The organism is Vibrio sp. PID17_43, assembly GCF_002608565.1.
In the GTDB taxonomy this organism is placed as follows: Bacteria; Pseudomonadota; Gammaproteobacteria; order Enterobacterales; family Vibrionaceae; genus Vibrio.
In genome coordinates, this window is sequence record NZ_LIXM01000006.1 from 1 (window position 1) to 23958 (window position 23958).

Annotated in this window: 19 protein-coding genes; 7 read left to right on the forward strand and 12 right to left on the reverse strand. The window is 45.0% G+C overall.

What is annotated here, in order from left to right; translation table 11 throughout:
- Positions 1 to 234 precede the first annotated feature (234 nt).
- The 4 genes from AK965_RS05515 (at position 235) to AK965_RS05530 (ending at position 6085) form a co-directional block, all read left to right on the forward strand.
- Positions 235 to 1266 (forward strand): efflux RND transporter periplasmic adaptor subunit, encoded by a 1032-nt coding sequence (locus AK965_RS05515; RefSeq protein ID WP_099078677.1) that lies wholly within the window; start codon positions 235 to 237, stop codon positions 1264 to 1266.
- A 1-nt stretch (position 1267) separates the two neighbouring features.
- Positions 1268 to 2353, forward strand: a complete 1086-nt coding sequence (locus AK965_RS05520; protein ID WP_099078678.1) for an efflux RND transporter periplasmic adaptor subunit — start codon at positions 1268 to 1270, stop codon at positions 2351 to 2353.
- Positions 2350 to 5454, forward strand: a complete 3105-nt coding sequence (gene vmeI, locus AK965_RS05525; protein ID WP_099078679.1) for an efflux RND transporter permease subunit VmeI — start codon at positions 2350 to 2352, stop codon at positions 5452 to 5454. The genes AK965_RS05520 and vmeI overlap by 4 nt, the downstream gene beginning before the upstream one ends.
- Positions 5455 to 5527: 73 nt before the next feature.
- On the forward strand, positions 5528 to 6085 hold the full coding sequence (locus AK965_RS05530; RefSeq protein WP_172438075.1) for a DNA-3-methyladenine glycosylase I: 558 nt from the start codon (positions 5528 to 5530) through the stop codon (positions 6083 to 6085).
- Positions 6086 to 6125: 40 nt separating this feature from the next.
- Here the strand turns inward: AK965_RS05530 and AK965_RS05535 are convergent, their stop codons facing one another.
- Positions 6126 to 7331, reverse strand: coding sequence for a cystathionine beta-lyase (locus AK965_RS05535; protein WP_099078681.1), 1206 nt, complete (start codon positions 7329 to 7331; stop codon positions 6126 to 6128).
- A gap of 188 nt (positions 7332 to 7519) precedes the next feature.
- Positions 7520 to 8974 carry a cardiolipin synthase gene (gene cls / locus AK965_RS05540; RefSeq protein WP_099078682.1) on the reverse strand — a complete coding sequence of 485 codons (1455 nt, stop codon included), beginning with the start codon at positions 8972 to 8974 and terminating at the stop codon, positions 7520 to 7522.
- 436 nt (positions 8975 to 9410) lie between these two features.
- Here cls and AK965_RS05545 point away from each other — a divergent pair, with 436 nt between their 5' ends.
- The 3 genes from AK965_RS05545 to AK965_RS05555 all read left to right on the forward strand — a co-directional run bounded on the left by AK965_RS05545 (position 9411) and on the right by AK965_RS05555 (position 12584).
- A complete protein-coding gene (locus AK965_RS05545; protein ID WP_253252666.1) occupies positions 9411 to 10781 on the forward strand; it encodes a sodium-dependent transporter in 1371 nt (456 codons plus the stop codon).
- A gap of 147 nt (positions 10782 to 10928) precedes the next feature.
- Complete coding sequence (locus tag AK965_RS05550) at positions 10929 to 11621, forward strand: TIGR01621 family pseudouridine synthase (RefSeq protein WP_099078684.1); 693 nt, start codon at positions 10929 to 10931, stop codon at positions 11619 to 11621.
- 30 nt (positions 11622 to 11651) lie between these two features.
- Positions 11652 to 12584 (forward strand): class I SAM-dependent methyltransferase, encoded by a 933-nt coding sequence (locus AK965_RS05555; RefSeq protein ID WP_099078685.1) that lies wholly within the window; start codon positions 11652 to 11654, stop codon positions 12582 to 12584.
- A gap of 107 nt (positions 12585 to 12691) precedes the next feature.
- On the opposite strand, the gene AK965_RS05560 is transcribed toward AK965_RS05555, so the two are convergent.
- The 10 genes from AK965_RS05560 to AK965_RS05605 form a co-directional block, all read right to left on the reverse strand.
- Complete coding sequence (locus tag AK965_RS05560; RefSeq protein WP_099078686.1) at positions 12692 to 13735, reverse strand: hybrid-cluster NAD(P)-dependent oxidoreductase; 1044 nt, start codon at positions 13733 to 13735, stop codon at positions 12692 to 12694.
- Between the two features lie 85 nt (positions 13736 to 13820).
- Positions 13821 to 15482 (reverse strand): hydroxylamine reductase, encoded by a 1662-nt coding sequence (gene hcp / locus AK965_RS05565; RefSeq protein ID WP_099078687.1) that lies wholly within the window; start codon positions 15480 to 15482, stop codon positions 13821 to 13823.
- Between the two features lie 174 nt (positions 15483 to 15656).
- Positions 15657 to 17186, reverse strand: coding sequence for a nitric oxide reductase transcriptional regulator NorR (gene norR / locus AK965_RS05570; RefSeq protein WP_099078688.1), 1530 nt, complete (start codon positions 17184 to 17186; stop codon positions 15657 to 15659).
- Between the two features lie 203 nt (positions 17187 to 17389).
- Positions 17390 to 17869, reverse strand: a complete 480-nt coding sequence (locus AK965_RS05575; protein ID WP_099078689.1) for a glycine zipper 2TM domain-containing protein — start codon at positions 17867 to 17869, stop codon at positions 17390 to 17392.
- A gap of 185 nt (positions 17870 to 18054) precedes the next feature.
- On the reverse strand, positions 18055 to 18666 hold the full coding sequence (locus AK965_RS05580) for a CDP-alcohol phosphatidyltransferase family protein (RefSeq protein ID WP_099078690.1): 612 nt from the start codon (positions 18664 to 18666) through the stop codon (positions 18055 to 18057).
- Positions 18659 to 19306, reverse strand: coding sequence for an ATP-binding cassette domain-containing protein (locus tag AK965_RS05585; protein ID WP_099078691.1), 648 nt, complete (start codon positions 19304 to 19306; stop codon positions 18659 to 18661). Before AK965_RS05585 ends, AK965_RS05580 begins: the two co-directional genes overlap by 8 nt.
- Positions 19272 to 20981 carry an ABC transporter permease gene (locus tag AK965_RS05590; RefSeq protein ID WP_099078692.1) on the reverse strand — a complete coding sequence of 570 codons (1710 nt, stop codon included), beginning with the start codon at positions 20979 to 20981 and terminating at the stop codon, positions 19272 to 19274. Before AK965_RS05590 ends, AK965_RS05585 begins: the two co-directional genes overlap by 35 nt.
- Positions 20982 to 20990: 9 nt before the next feature.
- A complete protein-coding gene (locus AK965_RS05595) occupies positions 20991 to 22148 on the reverse strand; it encodes an ABC transporter substrate-binding protein (RefSeq protein ID WP_099078693.1) in 1158 nt (385 codons plus the stop codon).
- A 335-nt stretch (positions 22149 to 22483) separates the two neighbouring features.
- Positions 22484 to 23161 carry a TVP38/TMEM64 family protein gene (locus tag AK965_RS05600; RefSeq protein WP_099078694.1) on the reverse strand — a complete coding sequence of 226 codons (678 nt, stop codon included), beginning with the start codon at positions 23159 to 23161 and terminating at the stop codon, positions 22484 to 22486.
- Between the two features lie 24 nt (positions 23162 to 23185).
- A complete protein-coding gene (locus tag AK965_RS05605) occupies positions 23186 to 23956 on the reverse strand; it encodes a (Fe-S)-binding protein (RefSeq protein WP_099078695.1) in 771 nt (256 codons plus the stop codon).
- Positions 23957 to 23958: the final 2 nt, after the last annotated feature.

Genomic DNA, 23958 nt, shown 5'->3' on the forward strand with positions numbered 1-23958 from the left:
GTGGTTAATTGCAAAATAAAAGGCTCTAAGTTTTGGGAACTTAGAGCCTTTATAAGCCATCTGTAGGATCGTTCAACCGATCATTTATCTCTTAACTGATCGGCATTAGACGTTGGTCTGCTTTTTTTTACAAATGTCTAATTTGTAAGTAAATTAACTGCAATTGTTATGGAAGTATGAATTTAATTCATCTACCTTTAGGGTAATAAATAAAGGATAAATGGATGAATTCAAATGAGAAAAGCGCTCATTCCTATTGCCGCAATCACGATATTGGTTGGATGTGGTAAAGAGCTCCCTCCGGTCCCTGAACCCGAGTCTCGCCCTGCCAAGCTCTTTACCGTCTCTGTTGGCAACGCCCAGTTTGAACGCCAATTTCCTGCTACAACAGAAGCTGGAGATCGAGCCGTGTTGGCTTTCCGTGTTCCAGGTTTACTTCAATCTATTGACGTAAACGCTGGGCAAGCCGTCAATAAAGGGGATGTGTTAGCCACGCTCAATCCCGACGAATATACCCTCCTTGAAAGGCAAGCCAGAGCAAATTTCATGCTCGCAGATGTTCAATACAAACGTTATAAGAAACTCAGCAAAGACAAAGTGGTTTCTGAACAAGATTTTGATCGCGCCAAAGCAAACCATAATTCAGCTAAAGCACAATGGGACCAAGCAAAAGCGAACTTAAGGTACACCAAACTAGTCGCCCCTTATGATGGTACGATCTCTTACCTACCTGCCGAAAATCATGAATATGTGGCTGCGAAAGCAGGGGTCATGAACATTCAAACAAACCAGGTGTTGAAAGTTATTTTTCAGTTGCCTGACCATTTGTTGACCCGTTTTTCTCAAGGTGCAGATGCTTCTGCATCCATGACATTTGATGCGTTTCCCGAACAAGCTTTTGAACTTACTTTTCAAGAAATAGACACCGAAGCCGATCCTAAAACCGGAAGTTACAAGGTGACCATGGTAATGGCGCGCCCAGAAGACATTGGTATTCTTCCTGGTATGTCAGGTACTGCACATCTGGTCTCTGCAAATGCGAGTGCAACTAAGATCCCTGACTCTGCATTATTTGAGCAGGAGGGTAAAACGTATGTATGGCGCGTTAATGACCAAGGCCTTATTGAGAAAGCAGTGGTGACGTTAAACGAGAAACAGCAAGTAATTGAGGGATTAGAGGACGGTGATCAAATCATTATTTCCGGCGTCAACGCGATTGAACCTGGTATCAAAGTGCGAGAATGGATTAAAGAACGAGGATTGTAGAATGAAAGGAACCGTTACTTTAACAAGTCTGTGCTCTCTTCTATTGCTTGCCGGGTGTGGTGATCCGGCTCCAGAAAGAGCGCTCGATACCCCCCTCGTACGTGTGGTGTCACTGGAAGGAAAAAAAGTGAATGATAACTTGTACTTTCCTGCCGTTGCTAATGCAGCAGACCGTTCTCACCTGAGTTTTCGCGTCGCTGGGGAGATCAGTCGCGTATTGGTAAGAGAAGGGGATAGAGTACAAAAAGGGGACGTGATCGCAACGCTTGACCCAACGGATTATCAGCTCGCCGTCGACAATGCCACGGCAAGGTTTTCGGTTATTGATAGCCAATATCGCCGCTCAAGTCCGTTAGTCGAAAAAGGACTATTGGCAAAGTCTCAATTTGATGAGATTGCCGCACAGAGACAAATTGCCTTGGCAGAGCTTGACTTAGCAAAATTACATTTGTCTTTTACTACGCTCAAAGCGCCAGTGGATGGAATTATTTCTCGAGTAAATGCGGAGCAGCATGAAAATATACAAGTCGGTCAATATATTGTAAATATCCATAGCGTAAATCGGGTAGAAGTATTGATTCAACTTCCTGACAGAATTTATGTAAGGCAACCCAAAAAAGAAGAGGCGCTCACTGCAATTAATGCCATGGTACGTGTTCCAAGTGGCAATGAATATAGTGCGAGCATAAAAGAATTTACCACCGAGCCAGATCCCTCGACGGGTACTTTTACCGTGACGCTCTCGTTACCGATGCCTGAGCAAGAATACATACTCGATGGTATGGCTGTTGAGGTGACATCTAAAGATGAAAACGTAGGTTTAGAGTTGAACGTCGGTATTGACGTACCGATTGAGGCTATTTTTAACGCTGACGGAGATGAGTTAGGCCGTAAAAATAAGTTTGTTTGGGTTCTTAATGATGATAGTACCGTTAGCCGTAAGCAAGTTCTGGTAGGCAAAGCATCAAGAACGTCAATTCAGATTCTTGATGGCTTAAAACTCAATGATAAAGTCGTCGTGGCAGGGATATCTCGTTTAAGAGAGGGCATGAAAGTAGACGTGGTTAAGCAGGAGATAAGCCAATGAGTGAAAATAATCACACTACGCCGCAAGATGACGAAAACATAACGGGTATCGCCGCGTATTTCATTCGTAATCGAGTCATTAGTTGGATGGTGGCTCTGATCTTTTTGATTGGGGGTGTCGCCTCTTTCTTTGGCTTAGGTCGCTTAGAAGATCCGGCCTTTACAATCAAAGATGCGATGATTGTAACGTCTTATCCAGGCGCAACTCCGCAACAGGTAGAGGAGGAAGTGACCTATCCGATCGAGAAGGCGATTCAACAACTGACTTATGTTGACGAGGTAAATTCGATATCTAGCCGTGGTTTGTCTCAAATTACAGTAACGATGAAGAATAACTATGGCCCAAACGACTTACCTCAAATTTGGGATGAGCTGCGTCGTAAGGTGAACGACTTACAAGGCACCTTGCCTCCGGGGGTAAATACGCCCCAAGTGATTGATGACTTTGGTGATGTATATGGCATCTTACTGGCAGTCACTGGCGATGGTTACAGCTACAAAGAATTACTGGATTATGTTGATTATCTTAGGCGAGAACTAGAACTTGTTGATGGCGTAAGCAAAGTATCAGTTTCTGGTGAGCAGCAAGAGCAAGTTTTCATTGAAATTTCAATGAAAAAACTCAGCAGCATTGGTCTTTCTCCAAATACGGTTTTCAACTTATTGTCTACGCAAAATGTAGTTTCCAATGCAGGTGCGATTCGAATTGGCGACGAGTACATTCGGATTCAACCGACGGGGGAATTTCAGAGTGTCAATGAGTTGGGAGATTTATTAATCACCGAATCAGGGGCACAAGGACTGATCTTCCTTAAAGATGTCGCAGATATTAAGCGTGGTTATGTCGAAGTACCGAGCAATATTATTAATTTTAACGGCAGCCTAGCGCTGAATGTCGGTGTTTCATTTTCCCAAGGTGTGAACGTGGTGGAAGTGGGCAAAGCCTTTGATCGCCGCTTAGCTGAACTCAAATACCAGCAACCAGTAGGCGTACAAATTTCTGAGATTTACAGTCAACCCAAAGAGGTCGACAAATCCGTCAGCGGCTTCGTTGTTAGCTTGGCGCAAGCAGTTGGGATTGTCATCATTGTATTGCTGTTCTTCATGGGACTTCGATCTGGTCTGCTAATTGGCCTCATTCTGCTATTGACCGTGCTTGGTACTTTCATTTTCATGAAGTATTTGGCGATAGATTTACAACGAATATCACTTGGCGCTTTAGTTATCGCTTTGGGTATGCTGGTGGATAACGCCATCGTTGTGGTGGAAGGGATACTGATCGGTACCCAAAAAGGGCGAACGAGGCTGCAAGCCGCGACCGATATCGTGACGCAAACGAAGTGGCCGCTACTTGGTGCCACGGTGATTGCGGTAACCGCTTTTGCTCCGATCGGCTTATCAGAAGATGCAACCGGTGAATACTGTGGCACTTTGTTTACAGTATTGCTGATCTCTCTAATGCTGAGTTGGTTTACTGCGATCTCATTGACGCCATTCTTTGCTGATATTTTCTTCAAAGGGCAAAAAATAAAAAGTAGTGAAGGCAAAGATAATGATCCGTATAACGGAATTATCTTCATGATGTATAAGAAATTCTTAGAATTTTGCATGCGTCGTGCATGGATTACGGTTTTGGTTTTAGTTGCAGGTCTGGCCGCGAGTGTTTATGGCTTTACTCATGTTAAACAATCGTTTTTTCCGTCATCTACTACGCCAATTTTCCAATTGGATATGTGGCTGCCCGAAGGCACTGATATTCGAGCGACGAATGATAAGCTTAAAGAGCTCGAACACTGGTTGTCAGAGCAAGATAACGTAGAACATATCACCACCACCGCTGGTAGAGGTTTGCAACGTTTCATGCTTACTTATGCACCTGAGAAGAGTTATGCCGCTTATGGTGAGATCACGACTCGAGTAAACAACTATGAAGCGTTGGCGCCACTTATGCAGCGTTTTCGAGAGCATATAAAAGCGAATTATCCAGAGATAAATTACAAGTTGAAACAGATAGAATTGGGACCTGGTGGTGGTGCAAAAATCGAAGCGCGCATCATTGGTTCTGATCCGACGGTATTGCGAACTATCGCTGCACAAGTGATGGATATCATGTATGCCGATCCTGGTGCGACAAATATTCGCCATGATTGGCGTGAACGAACTCAGGTGTTGGAACCTCAGTTTAATGAAAGTCAGGCGCGTCGCTACGGTATTACTAAGTCTGATGTTGACGACTTCTTGTCGATGTCTTTCTCTGGTATGACTATCGGTCTATATCGTGATGGCACCACGTTGATGCCAATTGTCGCTCGTTTGCCCGAAGACGAACGAATTGATATTCGAAACATTGAAGGTATGAAAATTTGGAGCCCGGCACAAACGGAGTTCATTCCGTTACAACAAGTGACTATGGGCTACGACATGCGCTGGGAAGACCCGATTATCGTACGTAAGAATCGTAAACGCATACTCACAATCATGGCTGACCCTGACTTATTGGGTGAAGAAACCGCGTCGACGTTACAGAAGCGTTTGCAAACTCAAATCGAAGCTATCGAGTTACCGCCTGGCTACTCACTAGAGTGGGGGGGAGAGTACGAGTCTTCGGGAGATGCGCAAGCGTCGCTATTTACGACGATGCCAATGGGCTACCTATTCATGTTCTTGATTACGGTGTTCCTATTTAATTCTTTGAAAGAGCCATTGATTGTTTGGTTAACGGTCCCGCTTGCACTGATTGGTGTTACGATAGGCCTACTCGCATTGAACACACCATTTGGCTTTATGGCGTTACTTGGTTTCTTGAGTTTGTCTGGTATGGTGTTGAAAAACGGTATTGTATTGCTGGACCAGATTGAGATTGAAATCAAGTCAGGAAAAGAAGCTTACAGTGCGGTGGTCGACGCAGCAGTTAGTCGTGTCCGTCCTGTTTGTATGGCTGCGATCACGACAATTCTTGGTATGATTCCACTTCTACCTGATATTTTCTTCAAACCCATGGCGGTAACCATCATGTTTGGTTTAGGTTTCGCGACGGTTCTGACGCTTATTGTCGTACCCGTGTTGTATCGTCTTTTCCACAAAGTGGCAGTGCCAAAGTAAAAACTCCCAATTAGCAAGGATATTCAAAGCGCCTCTGGCTAACTGTTAGGGGCGTTTTTATAAGGAGCAAATTATGGAACAGAAAACTTGTGCATGGGCGATGAATCACCCCCTTGAGCGAGAGTATCATGATAAAGAGTGGGGGGTGCCAGTTTATGATGACAAGGTACTATTTGAATTTATTACCCTTGAAGGCGCTCAGGCAGGGTTGAGTTGGATAACCATTCTTAAGAAGCGCGAAGGGTACCGAAAAGCATTTGAGCACTATGATCTCAATGCCTTGGCTGTGCGAGACGAAGCGCGTGCGGAGTATATTGTTGAGAACTTTGATGTGGTGAGGCATCGAGGAAAAATCAATTCAGTATTCAGTAATGCAAAAGCAGCAAATCAATTAATTGAGGAGTATGGTAGCTTATCGCAAGCGCTATGGCAGTTTGTTGATGGGAAGCCAATCATTAATCATTGGCAAGATATGAGTGAAGTACCTGTATCTACTGAGCAATCCAAAGCGATGAGCAAGTTCCTCAAAAAGAAAGGCTTTAAGTTTGTTGGTGAAACGATTTGTTATGCGTTTATGCAGGCAGTCGGCATGGTGGATGATCACGTTATCGGTTGTCCCCAAAAGCAATAACGCCCCAAGCATTGAGGACATTATTGCTAGATGGATAGGATTATAAGGACCTTTCTTTCTCTAGCGCTAAAGCGTTGTATCGAGCAAAGCCCGCTTCTAAATCGGCTATCAAGTCATTCACATCTTCCAGACCGATATGCAGACGAATCAAGGTGCCTTCAAAGTTGGGATTTGCAACCGTACGCAAACTGTTGAAGCTCTTTGGTTCATTGGCGAGAATCAAGCTTTCGAAACCACCCCATGAGTAACCCATGCTGAAATGTTTCATACCATCAAGTAAAGCGGTGGTGGCTTTTGGGTAAGAGGACTTAAGCACGAATGAAAATAGACCGTTCCCACCAGTGAAGTCACGCTTGAAGAATTCATGTCCAGGGCAGGTCTCCAAAGCAGGGTGGCGGACATGATCCACTTCAGGGCGGCTTTCTAGCCACTGAGCTATTTTCAGACTGCTCTCTGCATGCTGGCGTAAACGTACATCCAGAGTACGAATACCACGCAAGCCAAGGTAGGCGTCATCAGGAGAAACGCACTGTCCCATTAGGTAACTTTGTTCGCGCAGCTGCGGCCAGTACTTTTCTGAGGCTACCGCCGTGCCGAGCATGACATCTGAGTGACCAACAATGTATTTGGTTGCCGCTTGAATTGAAATATCCACACCGTGTTCAAATGGAGCAAAATTCACGCCTGCTCCCCACGTGTTGTCGAGCATCACAATGATGTTTTGTTCATGGGCAATGTCAGCTAGGGTCGGGACATCGATCACTTCCATGGTGATCGAGCCTGGAGACTCCAAGAAAAGTATTTTGGTGTTTGGTTGGATCAGTTCTCGAATGTCTTCTCCGATCATTGGGTCGAAGTAAGTGGTTTCGACGCCCATTTTTTTCATAATGGTGTCACAGAAATCACGGGTTGGTTCGTAACAGGTATCTACCATAAGAATGTGATCACCCGTTTCGACAAAAGACAGAATGGCATTAGAAATAGCAGCAGTACCACAAGGGTAAAGCGCACAACCTGCACCACCTTCGATTTCGACCATGGCATCTTGAAAAGCAAAATGTGTGTGGGTGCCGCGACGACCGTAAAACAATGTTTTGTTAGCACGGTTAATCATCGCTTGGTTTTTTTCCGCGACCGTATCAAATACGACGGTAGACGCACGTTGCACGGGTGGATTTACCACCCCGTTGGTCCATTTCTTATTGCGGCCTGCGGTGACGAATTTCGTCTTTTTGCCCTCTGACATAAAATTTCCCTGTCTAATTAACGATTTTTATTATTTAAAACATGGACTCGCTGTGCTTGGCAAGGGAAAAGTCAAATCTGCGTCACTTGTCAGAGGATTTGGGTGGATGAAACCGAGGGGGAGGGAGGAGACAAAACCGACCGCTTGTGGCCGTCGGTTTTGAAATGATCTAAGTGAGTGGATAGTTTCTAAAGTAATGGGTTAAATAGGTAGAAAATGCGCTCTAAGAAGTGAGAAAAGATAGTGCGTTTTTTCCATTCATCTAACTGAACCGTATGAGACTGATTGATATAGCGATCTTGAAGTGTGGACATCTGTTTTGTGAACGCTTCATCATCTACTGCTAGCGTTACCTCAAAGTTTAACCACAAACTGCGCATGTCCATATTGACGGTACCGACAAGACAGAACTGATTGTCGATTACCACCGATTTGGTGTGGAGTAATCCACCGTAGAATTCGTAGATTTTTACTCCGGCAGTAAGTAGTTCGCTGTAAAACGCGCGTGATGCCCACTGCACCATCATTGAGTCATTTTTATGTGGAATAATCAGTTCGACATTAATCCCACGTTGAGCCGTCATCTTAAGTGTTTCTAGCAGGTCGGCACTTGGCACAAAGTAAGGTGTGGTAATCCTTACGGAATGGTTCGCTTGGTTAATCGCCAACGTTAATACCTGATAAATGAGATACTCAGGCATCCCGGGTCCTGATGGCACAACTTGGATAGGGTGCTGAAACTCCTCACTATCAATTCGGCATTCTGGGTGTTTAGGCAGCGCTCTCTCTCCCGTTTCTACTTCCCAATCCCAGCAATGAATCGCACTTAACACGTTTACCGTCGGTCCTGTGATACGCACCATTATATCAATCCATTGACCAACGCCACTGTCCTGTTTGAAAAACGCAGGGTCGACTAAGTTCATTGAACCGGTATAAGCAATCTCATCATCAATGACGATGATTTTGCGGTGTTGCCTTAGATCTAAGCGGCGTAAGAACATACGCCACATTTTAACTTCTAGCGCTTGCACAACATCGATTCCAGCTTCCTTCATCATTTTGTACCAAGGACTGCGGAAGAAACGAGGGCTACCAGCGGAATCGAGCAGTAGCTTTACATCGACGCCACGTTTAGAGGCCTGGATTAAAGCGGATGCAACCCCGTCAGCCAGACCACCAGGATGCCAAATGTAGAAAACCATGCGAATGCTGAATTGTGCGTGTTCAATGTCATGAATGATAGAACGCAGAATCTCATCAGGGGATTGCTGAAGTGAAAGTGTGTTGCCGCTCAATCCAGGTAAACCAAGACGGTTATTACACAGTTCGTCAATACGGTAAATATGACGGCCCATGGATTCCGGTGTATGGGCATTACAATCGTTTAGCTGGGTAAACCATTGTTGAAATGGTTTGAACATCTCTTTCGCGCGTTCTGCACGCTTGCGACCCAGATTAAGTTCACCAAATAGGAAATAGCAGCCGACGCCAAGTACTGGAAGTATGTAAATAATCATGAGCCAGGCAAGAGAAACGCTGACAGCGCGACGCTTTAAAACCACGCGAATCGTGACACCAGCGACGAGGAGCCAGTACAGGGCAATACCAACAAGGGTAAGAAAGTGATAGAACTTGTCCATATATGCTCAAAATAGAAACCTTAATATGAATATTAAGCGTAAATCATGCTTCTGGAAACTGTTATTACGTTATGAAGGAAAAGGGCCGTTGGTGTTGATAGGTGAAGTAATTTTTCGACATGTTGTGTCATCAAATGATGACAATTTGAACAAAATGTTAAGAAATGAGCAAAATTTCAGCATTTAACCTGAATAATGAAACATTTTTTCGATAAATATGCTAAGTGGGGTTTCAATTTTAAATTGAAACTGTTTTACTGGCCATATATAGAGCGTTATACAAACTTTGCACAAGGTGTACATTTATTTTTACACTAACATATTTTAGACGCCTATTCAGTCTGCAAACACAACAAACATTTTTCGGAGAAAAAGCGTGGCTACAACTAATACAGCAGCACCACGTGATACGTGGGGGTCTAAACTAGGCTTCGTAATGGCAGCAGCGGGTTCCGCTGTTGGTTTAGGCAATATATGGAAATTCCCTTACACAGCAGGTGAGAGTGGCGGTGGCGCATTCGTTGCTATCTACTTGCTCTTTGTTATTTTTATTGGCTTTAGCGTAATGCTCACTGAATTCGCTATTGGTCGTAAGACAGGACTCTCGGCAGTAGGCGCTTTTAAATCAACTGATCGCCGCTGGACATTTACTGGTGTCCTAGGAGTATTTAGTGGCCTATTGATCATGGGTTTCTATCCTGTGGTAGGTGGCTGGGCGTTGGCTTACATCTTTAAAGTGGCTGGCGGTCTTCTAAGCACACCGGATGCCATTGGTGACAGTTTCGGTAGTTTCATTTCTGCACCGCTACAACCACTAATGTGGATGGGTATTTACCTCTTCCTAAACATCCTAATTGTAATGAAAGGCATTTCTGGGGGGATCGAGAAGGCAGGTAAAATTTTGATGCCGCTGCTATTCCTTATCCTGATTGTCGTATCAGTGAAAGGTCTGATGCTACCAGGCGCGATGGCAGGCCTTGAGTTCCTGTTCATGCCGGACTTTTCTAAAGTAGACAGCAGTGTTGTTCTTGCAGCACTTGGCCAAGCATTCTTCTCGCTCAGTCTTGGTATGGGTTGTATGCTGACATACGGCTCGTACCTTAAGAAGAAAGAGAACCTGGTTCAAACTACCGGTATGGTGACAGCGATGGATACTGGCGTTGCGATCCTTGCGGGTGTGGCGATGTTCCCAGCAATGTTCGCATTCGGGATGGAGCCTGCAGCCGGTCCTGGTCTAGTCTTTGTGGTTGTTCCTCAGTTATTTGCTGAAATGGGCGGCGTAATTGGTCTTCTATTTGCTCTTATGTTCTTCGTCGGTCTAACGGTAGCGGCACTCACTTCTTCGGTATCGTTACTTGAAGTGGTGGTTTCTTACCTAATCGACGAAAAAGGCATGAAGCGCCCAACAGCGGTGCTGTCAGCAAGTGCGGTTATGGCAACCCTTTGTGTATTCGCATCGCTATCACTGGGCGGCGTTGGTCCGACACTGTTTGGTACAGGCGCATTCGATATCTTCGACTTACTCACGGATAAGATCTTCCTAGCGGTTGGCGGTATGTTAGTGTGTATCTTTGCAGGTTGGCGTCTAAACCGTGCAGACTTAGAGAAGGAAATCACAAACGATGGTGAAGTATCTTTCCCACTATTTGGTCTATGGTACAACCTAGTTAAATACATTATTCCTTTTGCTATCGCTATTGTGGCATTCATGGGAATTAAGTCTGGATTCGACAGTGGCAAAGGCGAAATCATGATGTTGGGTATCGCTATCATTGCATTGGCTGGCGTGTTCTCGAAGAAGCTATAGTGAGTAAATTTTAAGTAAGTGAGGGCCTCTGTTGAGGCCCTTTTTTGTTGATAAGCTTACGGTCACAAAGATGGAGCTAGAAAGTTTAAGTTCGCCTAATCAATTAGAATAGGTATACTTCTGGCTCCAACGGAGAGCCAGTTTTTTATGTTCGATATCCTATATACCCATCCAGATTTTCTTGTCATTAACAAGCACCCAAACGTCTCGGTCCACAAAGATGACGGGGACACGATGTTGCTTCAAGAAGTCACAAAGCAGAGTGGGGATGAGCAGCTCTACCTCGTTCACCGACTGGATAAGATGACGTCGGGTATTTTGCTGCTCGCACGCAACGCTAAAGCTGCCAGCGCATTATCTCAAGCCTTTGCTCAGCGCAAAGTTGAAAAATACTATTTGGCGATCAGTTCGAAAAAACCAAAGAAAAAGCAAGGGTTAGTTGTTGGCGATATGGAGCGATCACGCCGTTCGTCCTGGAAGCTGGTTAACAGCAAGCAAAATCCTGCTATTACACAGTTTTTCTCCTTAGCCGCAGAACCGGGTGAACGTCTGTTTTTATGTAAACCTCATACCGGTAAAACACACCAAATTCGAGTGGCATTAAAGTCTGTTGGTTCAGGCATTGTTGGTGATGCTATCTATAATGCAGGTAATGAAGCTGATCGTGGTTACCTACATGCATTCTCATTATGCTTTAGTTTTCAAGATGAACAATTTCGCTTTGTTTGCGACCCTCGTGATTACCAAGCGCTAGGCAGTAAGTGGCACTCTGAGATTGTTGTTCAGGGCATTGATAGCTGGTTGTGTCCGTGGGAATTGAACTGGCCAACGATCAAATAAACTTAGAAATAAGATAGATAAGAGATTTCGATGCAAGCATCACAACTTCCGCTGTTTTTTCAGCACCTTGAAGCGGAGCTGGCACAAGCTCCGAATGAAATTCGTCGACTGTTTCATGGTCGCGGTCGCCGTTTTGAAGGCCTAGAACAAATTACTTGTGATTGGTTGCAAGGGCAATTGATCATTAACTTATTTAAACCGGTGGATGAGATTTTTCTTACCGAGTTGAAAAGTGGCCTACATGCGCTTGCTCAGTCCCAACGGTGGTCGGACAAACAAGGTTGCGCAATAGTGATTCAGCATCGCTATGCGGATGGGACTCCTTCAGAAGCGCTAGTTGGGGAGCTAAACTCGCGACCTATCGTGGAAGAGAGTGGGCTTAAATACCAACTGGATATCGGGCGTAACCAAAATTTTGGCCTGTTCTTAGATATGCGCTATGGGCGCGATTGGGTGCGTGAACATGCGAAGCATAAGAATGTACTAAATTTGTTTGCTTACACTTGTGGCTTCTCGGTCGCTGCTATTGCGGGTGGCGCGGATAAAGTGGTTAACGTGGATATGGCAAGAGCATCATTGTCGAAAGGCCGTGAAAATCATCTTCTTAATGACCACAACATTAGCCAAGTCAGTTTTTTGGGCCATGATATCTTCAAATCGTGGGGAAAAATCAAGAAAGCAGGACAATATGATTTGATCATCATTGATCCGCCATCATTCCAAAAAGGCAGCTTTGCTCTGACGAAAGACTACAAAAAAATTCTACGTCGTTTGCCTGATTTGTTGGCAGACGGTGGTCAGGTGCTTGCGTGTGTGAACTCTCCGTCGGTAACCAGCGACTTCTTAATTGAAAGTATGAAGGAAGAAGCGCCGGCGCTAACGTTCCGTGAGCGTTTGGATAATCCACCCGAGTTTATGGATGTCGATAGCGAAGCGGCTTTAAAAGTGCTGCTGTTCAGCTGAGTTTAACGCCTCTTTAGTTGGTCATCCCTTCTTTTAGGGAATCTCTAGGAGCACTCTGGCCATCAAAAGCGCCGTTCGCGGCGCTTTTTGATCGATGAAATAGGGGCTTAACTAATTTGTACTTCAAGATCGGACTCAATCGTAGAAGAGCAAGCCAATACATAGCCTTGTTCAATCTCTTCCAGTGTTAGAGTCTCAAGGCTGGTGGAAGAAACGCTACCTTTATGAACTTTACACTTACAAGAGCCACAAATACCGCTTCGACACGCGACTATCAAAGGCAACGCCGCACTTTCTAACGCCTCCGCTAACACCTGGCCTTTTTTCGCATTGATACTTTGAGCGAAATCAGGCACGGATACGGTCGCTTTTTCGTCAGATACTTCAGTATCTTCATTTCGTGCTGGGGTAAAGCTCTCTTGATAGAAGTTTTCTATATCGAAACTGAGTTCATTTAAATAGCCTTGAACGTCGAGCATGAACTGGTTCGGGCCACAAAGGTAGACAGTGCGTTGCTTAACATCTGGCACTAGCTTTAATAACCACTCGACATTTAAACGCCCTTCAGGGTATGGGGTTTCACCGCCATGTTTAAGTAGCAGCTTCAAGTGGAAATTGGGGTAAGCAGCGTGGTAGGTTTCTAACAAATCAAAGTAGATGGTCTCCTGCCGAGAACGCGCGATATGCAAGAACTCAACGTCAACCTCTTCATTATTGTTCAGCCAATGCTTTGCCATTGCGAACACTGGGGTAATGCCACAGCCTACACTGATGAGTAATGCTTTCTTTTTCCCATCATAAAAAGCCGGTGGATGGTCAATACAGTTGAATTCCCCCGTCGGTGGCAAGGCCTGAAGGGTATCGCCAATCAGAAGTTTATCGACAATGTAATTGGATACTTTACCCCCTTCGACGCGTTTAATCGTGAGTTGCAGGCAATCTTCACCAGAACGAGAGCTAAGCGAGTAGGCGCGAAATTCCATTTTTCCGTCAATCTCAACACCCAGATTAATGAATTGACCCGGTTTAAATTCGAATAGAAGTGACTCAGATAAATCTGCCAGCTTTAAACTCACTGCATCCGGTGTTTCATGGTATTTATCAACACAGCGTAACGTGACAGGTTGACTGCCTTGCCATTCAAAAAACATAAAAATCTCTTTGGTTATGACTATTTTCTACAGTTAATTCTATTAAAAGGCCCCCAACGAAGGGGGCGTGTTATAGACGGGAGAATTACGCCGCTAAAATGGCTTTTAGATCATCCTGAACGTTACTGATGCTACGCATGTCAAATTTCTCTTGAATGATAGCAATCAAGTTAGGCGTCAGGAATGCTGGCGCCGTAGGGCCTGTGTAAATGCCTTTTACGCCTAGCGCGAATAGCGTTAGCAGAATAACAATCGCTTTTTGTTCAAACCAAGATAATACAAGTGTTAGCGGCAGCTCGTTGATATCACAGTCGAACTCTTTAGCCAACGCCAGTGCAAGTTGGATTGCTGAGTAAGCATCGTTACATTGACCAACGTCTAATAGACGAGGGATACCATTGATGTCGCCGAACGTGTTTTTGTTGAAGCGGAATTTACCACACGCAAGTGTCAGAATAAGCGTGTCTTCTGGTGCTTCGGCAGTGAAATCTGTGTAGTAACTACGTTCTGATTTATCGCCATCACACCCACCGACTAGGAAGAAGTGTTTGATGTTGCCTTGCTTCACTTGATCGATAACAGCAGGTGCAGCGTTCATTAATGCATTGCGGCCAAAACCGACCGTGATGTTGTGCTCGATTTCATCGTGTTGGAAGCCCGGTTGTGCAAGTGCACACTCAATCACAGCACTGAAATCGTCACCTTCAAGATGCGCGATACCTGGCCAGCCAACAATGCTACGAGTGAATAGACGATCTGCATATTGACCTACATTTGGGTTAAGCAGACAGTTAGATGTCATCACAATGGCACCAGGGAAGTTAGCAAATTCCTTCTGTTGGTTTTGCCATGCGCTGCCGTAGTTGCCAACTAAATGAGGGTATTTCTTCAGTTCTGGGTAGCCGTGTGCAGGCAGCATTTCACCATTGGTATATACATTGATGCCTTTGCCTTCCGTTTGTTGAAGAATTTTTTCAAGGTCATGCAGATCGTGGCCAGAAACAAGGATACATTTTCCTTTCACTGGTTTAACGTTAACGGTTGTCGGCTCAGGGTGACCAAAGGTCGCTGTCTCACCTAGGTCTAGCATTTCCATCACTTTGTAGTTCATCAGACCAATGCGCATTGAGCAATCAAGCAGTGCACCTAAATCTTCAGGGTCGGTACCTAACCACGCCATGATCTCATGGTACTCTGCGTAGATGTCGTTGCTTGTTTGATCAAGAACGCGAGCATGCTCCATGTAAGCTGCCGCGCCTTTTAGGCCGTATAGACAAAGCAAGCGTAATCCGATCACGTCTTCATGTACTTGGTCTTTACCACGGTTAACCGCCACCTGTGGTGCGAATGTTAATATTTCCGTGACTGAGGCTGGTAGCTCGAAATTCGCTACGGCAGGAATGTCCGAAAGAGGCTGATTCGCTAACGTTGCAGCGGCCATGACTTCCGTCTTTAGTAGAGACTTGTATGCTTCTGCGTCTGATGTCAGTTTTAGAATACGTTCTGGGTCGAAGTTAACATTCGTTAGGGTTGAGAAGAATGCTCGCGGTGCCCATTGGTTGATTTCATCATTGATGATGTTGAATTCAAGTGCGCGTGACGCCCAAAAAGAAACCCCTTGCAGAGCGTAAACAAGCACGTCTTGTAGATCAGAAACCTCTGCCGTTTTACCACACATACCTTGTGCGAAAGAACAGCCTTTTACAGCTGGGGTTTGGATTGTCTGTTCACATTGAATACAGAACATATTGGGTTCTCCAGTGAGTATCGTAATAGTCGTTTTATTTATCACTAGATAGCAGAATGCGTGCCAGACTTTAAGTTTTTGAAATATAACAACAAACTTTACTAGCAAATAAGGGGTTGATGTAATTAATACAACATGAGTGATGTTATAATCACATCGTGCTTTGCGGGCTGCTTATTTATTGATTCCGAGTTTTTTACCCATTCGATACAAATTACCACGATCCATCTGTAAAAATTCGGCGGCTTTTGCCCACACTCCACCCGTTTGGTTTAAAGCATGTTCAATTAAATCACGTTGATAGCGTTCCACCAGCTCTCTCATTGGTTGACTTTTTTGGGGGAAATGGCTTGATGTGTTTTTTACATCATTAAGTGCAGTGGAGGTATCAAAGTGATTCAACATGATGGTACTTGCGCCTTGTTGAATGGAATGTAAAGCGGCGCGGGTCAATGTATGTTCGAGTTCACGAACATTACCATACCAAGGTAAAGACTCTAATTGGCTCAACACTTTAGGGTGTACATGAAGATTTGGTGCGTTGAACTGTTGACGGACTTTTTCCAACAGGTAACCCGCTAAAACCGGAATGTCACCATCACGATTGCGTAATGGCGGCACTTTAATCGGAAATACGTTTAAACGGTGGAATAAGTCAGCTCTGAAGGTGCCCGCTTCGACTTCTTTCTCTAATTGCCGATTGGTCGCTGCGATAATGCGTACGTTGACCAGTAAATGTTGATCGCTACCTACGCGTTGCAGTTCGCCTTGCTGAATCACACGCAGTAGTTTTGCTTGTAAAATTAACGGTAATTCACCGACTTCATCAAGAAAAATCGTACCACCGTCGGCCAGTTCAAACTTACCTGCTCGGTGACCATTTGCGCCGGTAAACGCCCCTTTGACGTGGCCGAATAATTCACTCTCTGCGAGCCCCTCGGGCAGTGCTGCACAGTTTACGTAAATCATCGGCTTGTCGCTGCGATGAGATTGCGCATGCACCGAGTGCGCCACTAGTTCCTTACCTGTTCCCGTTTCTCCTGTGATTAAAACGGCATAATCTGATTGAGCAACGGTGGCAATGTTATTACGCAGTTGATTGATTTGCGGGCTTAATCCCACCATTTCGCCATGTTGTGAGCGTGCTTGCTGGATCAGTGTTTGAGTGACACTTTTTTGCTTTTGGTTCTGTGCTTTGAGTGCTTTTAACTGAGAAATATTGCGCAAGGTTGCAGCGGTTAAAGCGGCAAAAGTTTCCATGGTGACGGGGTCGATATCATCAAACGCGCCGATCGCAAGCGCATCCATCGTGAGCGCACCGACAAGTTGTCCATCAACATATAAGCTGCACCCCATACAATCGTGGACATCGATACACTGGTTTTGTGCTAGTAGGGTGCCATCAAAAGGATCGGGGAGTGAACAATCTGCATCAAAACGTACGGGCTCACGGCTTTGTATTATTGCCTCCAGCCTAGGATGTGCTTTGGGAAAGAAACGTCGCCCTAATACAGCAGGCGATAACCCCTTGACTGCGACGGGCGTAAGAAAGTCATCTTCGTCGAAGATAAACAGGCAACTTGCATCGCAAGGGAAAACCTGAGTGACACCATCAATTAAATTTTGATATTGCTGTTCATGAGAGCGATTTGAGCTGAGGTTTAAGGCGATATTCAGTAGAACTTGGTCGAAGGCTAGGGGCATAACATACTCATAAAAAATGTGGATGAGGCAATACTAACAGAGTGATGTTGTTTTTACATCGTTAGGCTTGTGTGATTGATGTCCCATTGACGACAGAGGAAAGGTGGTGAAACATTGGAAAATGACAACACAGACAAACGCAATAATGGCATTTGCCTGTGTTGTTTAGCTAATGAATGCAACTATCTTTGGTGTGATACGTATTAACGTGGGACCACTCTTGCGCTATCACCGGCTACGTTAACTTGTACTGCTTGGCCGGGCTGGAAAATCATGTTGGGGTCCACCTCTTGAACGATAGAAATGACTTTTCCATCTTCCAAACGAATGGTTAGGTTTACACCGTTGCGTTTACCTGCTTCCCCTGCAATTTCACTACCCGCATATCCTCCGAGTAAGCCGCCGCCAATGGCCGCAATGTCAGAGCCTGAGCCACCACCAATCTTCGAACCTAAAATGCCGCCAATGGCTGCACCTGCAATGGTCCCAATGGTATTAGTTTGGGTCGACGCATCAATCGTCACGGGGGCGACCTTTTCAATTGTGCCATAGTAAACTTGCTGTACGGTACGGGTTTCTTGCGACCCATAGGCGTCGCCATATGGGTTTGGCGAAGTACAGCCAGCTGCTAATGAAGCTAGGGAAAATATGAGAATTAAATGAAAACTATTGTGTCTTACCATGTAACCTCCAAATGATCGCATTACTCAAAGAGTATAGAAGTAAGATTTGCTTTCTGCTGCAATATCAAAGAGAAAGCGGTAAGTCATGGCAAACAATAACTTATATACAAGGGAGGTTTAATTTCAGTTTTAAGAGCGTTACATGGAATCCGCACATCGAGGAGGCTCAGGTATGAGCCATGACTTTATTCTGAGTTCAAAGTATGGAAGCCCGAATAAATACGAGTAAATGTCGTAAACCAGCATGCGGTGCCAAAAATGTAGGCAATGACATCAAAATGTTGTGGGAACAAGCAGAGCAACGCAAAGCAGGCAATAGTCTCGGTACCTTCCGTTAAACCGCTCATATAGTAGAGAGACTTGTTCGTGTACACCGGATTATCGATACCGCGTTTGCTAGCCATGATGGCAAAGGCCAAGAAACTGCTGCCAGTGCCGATGAATGAAAAAATCAAAAACGCACCGGCAACGGCATTTTGCTCTGGGTTTGCCAGTACAAAGCCAAATGGGATCAGCGAATAAAATAGGAAATCCAAGCTGATATCGAGGAAACCACCGGCATCGGTGATGCCTTGTATTCTCGCTAATGCGCCATCCAACCCATCGCAGACTCGATTGAGTAAAATGAACAGTAAAGCGAGCGTGTATTGTTCGGTGACCAATGCGGGTAGGGCAAAACAACCGAGTACAAATCCAAATAATGTGATTTGATTCGCGGTCACGCCGCGATTATCGAGCAGTTTTGCACTTTGCGTTAATGGCCAACGAATAACTTTGATACTTAAACGATCAAGCATTGTTCGTCTCCCAAGGCCAGTTTAGGCAACGACTGCCTTGTGGGATATCTTCTTTATCATGCGTCACCATTAAGGCTGGGATATTCGCATGTTGTAACTGTTCTACAACCCAGTTACGGAATTGAACGCGAAGATCTTTATCTAGTTTGCTGTATGGCTCATCAAGTAGCGCAACTTTAGGTTTAGCCAGTAGCATACGTGTAAGAGCGATACGCGCTCTCTGACCGCCAGATATTTGGTCAGGAAAAGACTCTGCGAGCTTAGTCAAAGAAAGGTGCTTAAGTGCCAGTATTGCACGCTCTTTACGCTCTGCACCTTTAATTGAGTTTGGTAGAGCAAACGCAATATTTTCCCATACGGTTAGGTGTGGGAATAGTAAATCATCCTGAAATAGAATTCCGACCTGGCGTTTGTGCGCTGGTAGAGCATCTAAGCGTTGATTATCCAGTGTGATCGAGCCTGAATAGTCGAACTCTGCTGATAAGTGCCCGGCAATGGCATCTAACAACGTTGATTTGCCACAACCACTTGGCCCCATTAGTGTCACAATTTCACCTTTCTCTACGGTAAGGTTGAAAGAAGAAAAAAGTATATCGCCATGGGATTTACGGATGGCGAGGTTTTCGAGACAAAGACTCATTAGGCAGTAAACCTTTAATAGACAACCGGCGATACTTAACGTGTAAACGACTAAGTAGAATCGCAAAAGAGAAGAACATCAACGGCAATAGGGCTTGCCAAATTGCGTAAATAGCAGTGACGCGACGGTCAAAACCACTCGATAGAGCAACCGCTTCGGTGGTAATAGTGCTAATACGGCCAGCTCCCAGTACAAGAGTCGGTAAGTACTGAGCCAAGCTAACACTAATGCCGACAGCCCAAGCAAACGCAATCGCAGGTAAGAGAATCGGTAGCTTTACTTTTAACCAAGCTTGTAATGGTGATTTCCCCAAACTTAACGCTACTCGCGTTAAACCATTATCAAAGCTGCGCCATGGGCCATCAAGAGAGAGATAGACAAATGGGAAAGCGAAGAACACATGCGCCCAACATACCCAGAAGAAATAAGCATTGCTATCGAGGTACAGTGTCGCTACTTGCATGCCAAACAACACAGAAAGCTGAGGAATCAACATTGGTACCGCTATGATGTAGCCCGGCACTTGCCAGCGGTAACGCAGTCGGTATTCATGAGCAATCAGTGAAAGTAAAAGGGCGATCAACGCACTAATGACAGCAATCAGCATACTTTGTTCTAGCGTACTAAGAATGTTTTGCCATTCGTATTCCCAAAAGCGTAGACTGTAGCGGCTTGGTAGTAAATCAGGGAAGCGCCAACGCTGAGAAAAGCTCCATACTACCATGAGTGGCACCTTTAACAGTGTGAGCAAGGCAATCACCGCGAACAAGGTTTTTCCTGGTAGACGGAAGCCGCTGCGACCTGAGTATTGCCAACGCTTGACGCCTTTGGTGATGCTCCATTCCACCAAGCGAGCAAAACCAATTAATAGAGTTGCGATGACAAAAAGAACGACAGCGCCTGCCGCGGCTCTTGGTAACAAAGAGAGGTCAGGGTCATTAAACCATTGCCAAACTAGCACCGCAAACGTCGGAGGATTCGTTGGACCGATAATCAGTGCGACATCAACAACCGATAAGCTGTAAGCAATGACGGCGAGCATAGGAAAGCGTAGCTTTGCAAACCATTGTGGGAACACGCATTTCCACCAAGCTTGTGCAGAGGTATAGCCCATGGAATGGCTGACTTTTTCGATTTTTTCTACTTTTAAATGCTGAAGAATTGGGATGCTCATCAGTAGTAGGAAAGGCACTTCTTTGAAAGCAAGCATAACGATAAGGCCAAGCGCATAAGGGTCTTTAATAAGCAACGCTAAGTCGTTAACGGTTTGCGCATTTGGGTCATATCCAAACAATTGATTGAGTGTACGTATCCCCATGCCTGTTGGAGCAAATAGGAACGCAAAACCAATCGCGAAAGCCACGTGAGGTATAGCGAGAAGTGGGGAAAGGCTGAGTTCAATTTTACGCCAGAATTTGCTTCCCCAAGAGGCTTGCAGAATCGCAAACGTGATCAAGCAAGCTAGGTAGCTACTAAAAATAGCAGAATAAAAAGTCAGGCTAATTGACGTCCAAACGCCCTCCCAATCAAAGACCGCATTGAAGCCATCAAGAGAGAAGTGGTTCAAACCGATAGGCGGTACGTAACCGAGCGCAGAAACGATTACTCCTAGTAATCCAGGGATGGTCGGCAAAATACATACTGCGATAATAACTAGATACAGCGCTCTTAACATGTGCTCGTATTAATTCCCGTAACGTTTCAACCATTCTTTTTCTAATGCAGCCTGCCAACTAGGGTGGGGCTCTGCGATAGATTTAAATTGTTGTGTGTTTTTAGCCGTACCTGTTAAGTATTGGCTGTTTAGCACCGAAGGGTCACCCCAGATGTTGATGTCACCTTTACGAGATTGTGCTTCAGGACTCAATAAAAAGTTAATCGCAACTTGTGCTCCGGCAATTGCGTTTGCGTTCCATGGAATGGCTAAGAAGTGGATATTAGACAGTGCACCGGCGTCCATCGCGTATGCTTTGGTACTTTCCGCTAGATTACCGCTCGATTGTGCAGAAAACACTGCGTTCGGGTTGAATGTCACAGCAAGATCAATTTGGCCATCATCGAGTAATTGCACACTTTCTGCCGTACCTGCAGGGAATTGCTTACCACCACGCCACGCCACACGATGGAACTCATCTAAGTAGCGCCAAAGTGGTTGAGTTACCGAAGCAAATGTTTCTTTTGTTACTGGTTGTTGTAGCTCTGGCGCATTGTTTGTCACTTCAATCAGCAGTGATTTAATAAAGCTGGTGCCGTGAAACTCGGGTGGGCGAGGGTAGGTTAAACGATTTGGAAACGCTTTTGCGTAGCTCAGCATTTCAGAGAATGAACGTGGTGGATTATTAAGCGTGTCTTCATCATGGATAAAGACCAATTGACCGACACCCCAAGGTGCTTCTAAGCCATCTGTTGGTTCAGAAAAGTCTACATCAACCGGTAACGTTTTATCGACATATTGCCAGCTAGGTAGTTGGTCAACAAAAGGTCCAAACAACAGTTGGTTGTCTTTCATTGATTTGAAGTTTTCACCATTGATCCAAACCATGTCTACACTGCCGCCACTGTTTTTTCCTGCGGCTTTTTCTGCAATGATACGTGTTGTGGTTTCAGAAATATCGGTGACTTTGACATGGTTAAGGGTCACGTTGTAGCGAGACTTTAGCTCTTTTCCGGCCCACAGAATGTAGCGGTTGATTTCTTGGCTACCACCCCAAGCATGAAAATACACGACCTGTCCGTCTGCCTGCTGTTCAATGGCTTGCCATTTTTCCGGAATAGAAGATGCAAAAGAGGAAGTAGCGAAAGTGGCGGCTAAAATACCAAAAGTGCTCAGTAATTTTTTCATACGTAATCCGTGTTTTTTATCTTTGTCTTTATTTTGGTGCTTTGTTTTTCTATGCAATGAAAAACGCTTAATTTTGACAATTAATATAGGGCCTTAATAGTATGGACGATCCTTTTTCTCTATATGGATAGTAATCTATCTTGGTCTATTATCAATGTGAATTTGATAATAGATTTAGAGAATTACTCGCCTTGTGAAGCTATACCAATCAACGCCTCATTTTAGCCGTAAACTTAATCAGAGGTGGCTTGAAGTATGACCAGACCGATATGAATGAAAAAGAGTGCGGCTCCTGATAAACCGCACTCTTAACGTTTCAATATGGATAGACCGGATTACTTCGCCAATTCTTCCATGTTGATGCCTTTTTTCTTCGCAATATATTTTGGAATCAGTGACATACCAAACAGGATAAGACCTGCCGCCGCGAACTTAACAAGCAGCATCGCTGATACACCGTTGGTCGCGATATCACCCGCCATGTAAGCAAAGATGAAAGCACCTGGCGCCATGGTTAGTAGGGATACTAACGCGTAAGTTCCAAGGCTCAGGCTCGTTAGACCGTAAGCGTAGTTCTGCAGACTGAATGGGAATACCGGCACTAGACGAGTTAGGATCAAGAAGCTGGTGCCGTTTGCAGCAACGCCGTCGTCGATCTTTTTGAAGATTGGGTTATCACCAAATTTTTTCATGATTGTGTTACGTAGTAGGAAACGTGCCACAATGAATGCTACCACCGCACCAAGCGTTGCAGAAAACAGCGCTAACACACCGCCTTTGATAGGACCAAATACAATGCCCGCTACAATGGTGAACGCACTGCCCGGTAGTAGGAACACACATGCAAACACGAATGCTGCTACGAATACTGCGTAACCCCAAACACCAAAACTTGCGATCCACTCTTGTAGGCTCTTGATGTCAGTGATGATCTCAAGAATGCCAGTTTGTTTTGCTGCAAATAGTGCTAGCGCTACTACTGCGATTAATAAAGCAATTTTTACAAATTTCATTGTTTTTACTTCACTTAAAGATGGTTATACATTCATACACTTGATTAGACCCGCTTTTGATTTGTAGCGGTTGAACCAAGCTTTCACAGGGCTTGCTAGTACGTTTACTGGTGGCTCATCGTTTTGCATGATGACTGGACCAAACATCAGATCCAGAATGTGCCAAGCTTTCTTGCCAACGCCCATCATAGAGCCACGACAAGCCGAGCAGTAAACCACCACATTATCAGTTTCAAACTCTTCTGCACGGCGTACTGCAACGCGGTTAGCAACATCTGGATTCGCAGGCACAACCATGCCACCAAAACCACAACAGCGAGTGTTTTCACGAGTATGCTCAGGCTCAGAAATTTTGTAGCCAAGCTCAGTTAGGATCCAGCGAATACCGTCCTGTAGCTCTTTTTCGTAGCGAGTTGAACAAGAGTCATGAATAGAGAACACCACATCACTGTGTTTCGCTTTGCCAACCAATTCTTTTGGTAGGCCAATTTCTGGTAGCAGCTTCCACAGAGATACTGGCTTTTGTTTACCGCCAGATTTTTTGATCATGCCGTAGCAGCTTTGACACGCGACAATCACTTCTTGGGCTTCTAACTTGTCGAAGTCTGCTTGCAGGTCGCCGTAACGTTCTTTGAACTTGTCGTATTGACCGATTGCTGCGGTTGGTTTACCACAGCACTTTTGCACCGCGCCCATCTCTGGGAACACGTTTTTTAGGTGCTGTGCAATTGCCGCTACACCTTCAGGAGAGTAGGATGGCAGACTGCATCCTGGCATAAATACTTTATTGCTCATGT

Coding starts and splice junctions, on each gene's coding strand:
- cls (WP_099078682.1), bottom strand. CDS start 8,974: ATGGACAAGTTCTATCACTTTCTTACCCTTGTTGGTATTGCCCTGTAC.
- norR (WP_099078688.1), bottom strand. CDS start 17,186: ATGCCCCTAGCCTTCGACCAAGTTCTACTGAATATCGCCTTAAACCTC.
- AK965_RS05575 (WP_099078689.1), bottom strand. CDS start 17,869: ATGGTAAGACACAATAGTTTTCATTTAATTCTCATATTTTCCCTAGCT.
- AK965_RS05530 (WP_172438075.1), top strand. CDS start 5,528: ATGGAACAGAAAACTTGTGCATGGGCGATGAATCACCCCCTTGAGCGA.
- AK965_RS05515 (WP_099078677.1), top strand. CDS start 235: ATGAGAAAAGCGCTCATTCCTATTGCCGCAATCACGATATTGGTTGGA.
- vmeI (WP_099078679.1), top strand. CDS start 2,350: ATGAGTGAAAATAATCACACTACGCCGCAAGATGACGAAAACATAACG.
- hcp (WP_099078687.1), bottom strand. CDS start 15,482: ATGTTCTGTATTCAATGTGAACAGACAATCCAAACCCCAGCTGTAAAA.
- AK965_RS05535 (WP_099078681.1), bottom strand. CDS start 7,331: ATGTCAGAGGGCAAAAAGACGAAATTCGTCACCGCAGGCCGCAATAAG.
- AK965_RS05545 (WP_253252666.1), top strand. CDS start 9,411: ATGGCAGCAGCGGGTTCCGCTGTTGGTTTAGGCAATATATGGAAATTC.
- AK965_RS05605 (WP_099078695.1), bottom strand. CDS start 23,956: ATGAGCAATAAAGTATTTATGCCAGGATGCAGTCTGCCATCCTACTCT.
- AK965_RS05600 (WP_099078694.1), bottom strand. CDS start 23,161: ATGAAATTTGTAAAAATTGCTTTATTAATCGCAGTAGTAGCGCTAGCA.
- AK965_RS05555 (WP_099078685.1), top strand. CDS start 11,652: ATGCAAGCATCACAACTTCCGCTGTTTTTTCAGCACCTTGAAGCGGAG.
- AK965_RS05590 (WP_099078692.1), bottom strand. CDS start 20,981: ATGTTAAGAGCGCTGTATCTAGTTATTATCGCAGTATGTATTTTGCCG.
- AK965_RS05560 (WP_099078686.1), bottom strand. CDS start 13,735: ATGTTTTTTGAATGGCAAGGCAGTCAACCTGTCACGTTACGCTGTGTT.
- AK965_RS05550 (WP_099078684.1), top strand. CDS start 10,929: ATGTTCGATATCCTATATACCCATCCAGATTTTCTTGTCATTAACAAG.
- AK965_RS05595 (WP_099078693.1), bottom strand. CDS start 22,148: ATGAAAAAATTACTGAGCACTTTTGGTATTTTAGCCGCCACTTTCGCT.
- AK965_RS05520 (WP_099078678.1), top strand. CDS start 1,268: ATGAAAGGAACCGTTACTTTAACAAGTCTGTGCTCTCTTCTATTGCTT.
- AK965_RS05585 (WP_099078691.1), bottom strand. CDS start 19,306: ATGAGTCTTTGTCTCGAAAACCTCGCCATCCGTAAATCCCATGGCGAT.
- AK965_RS05580 (WP_099078690.1), bottom strand. CDS start 18,666: ATGCTTGATCGTTTAAGTATCAAAGTTATTCGTTGGCCATTAACGCAA.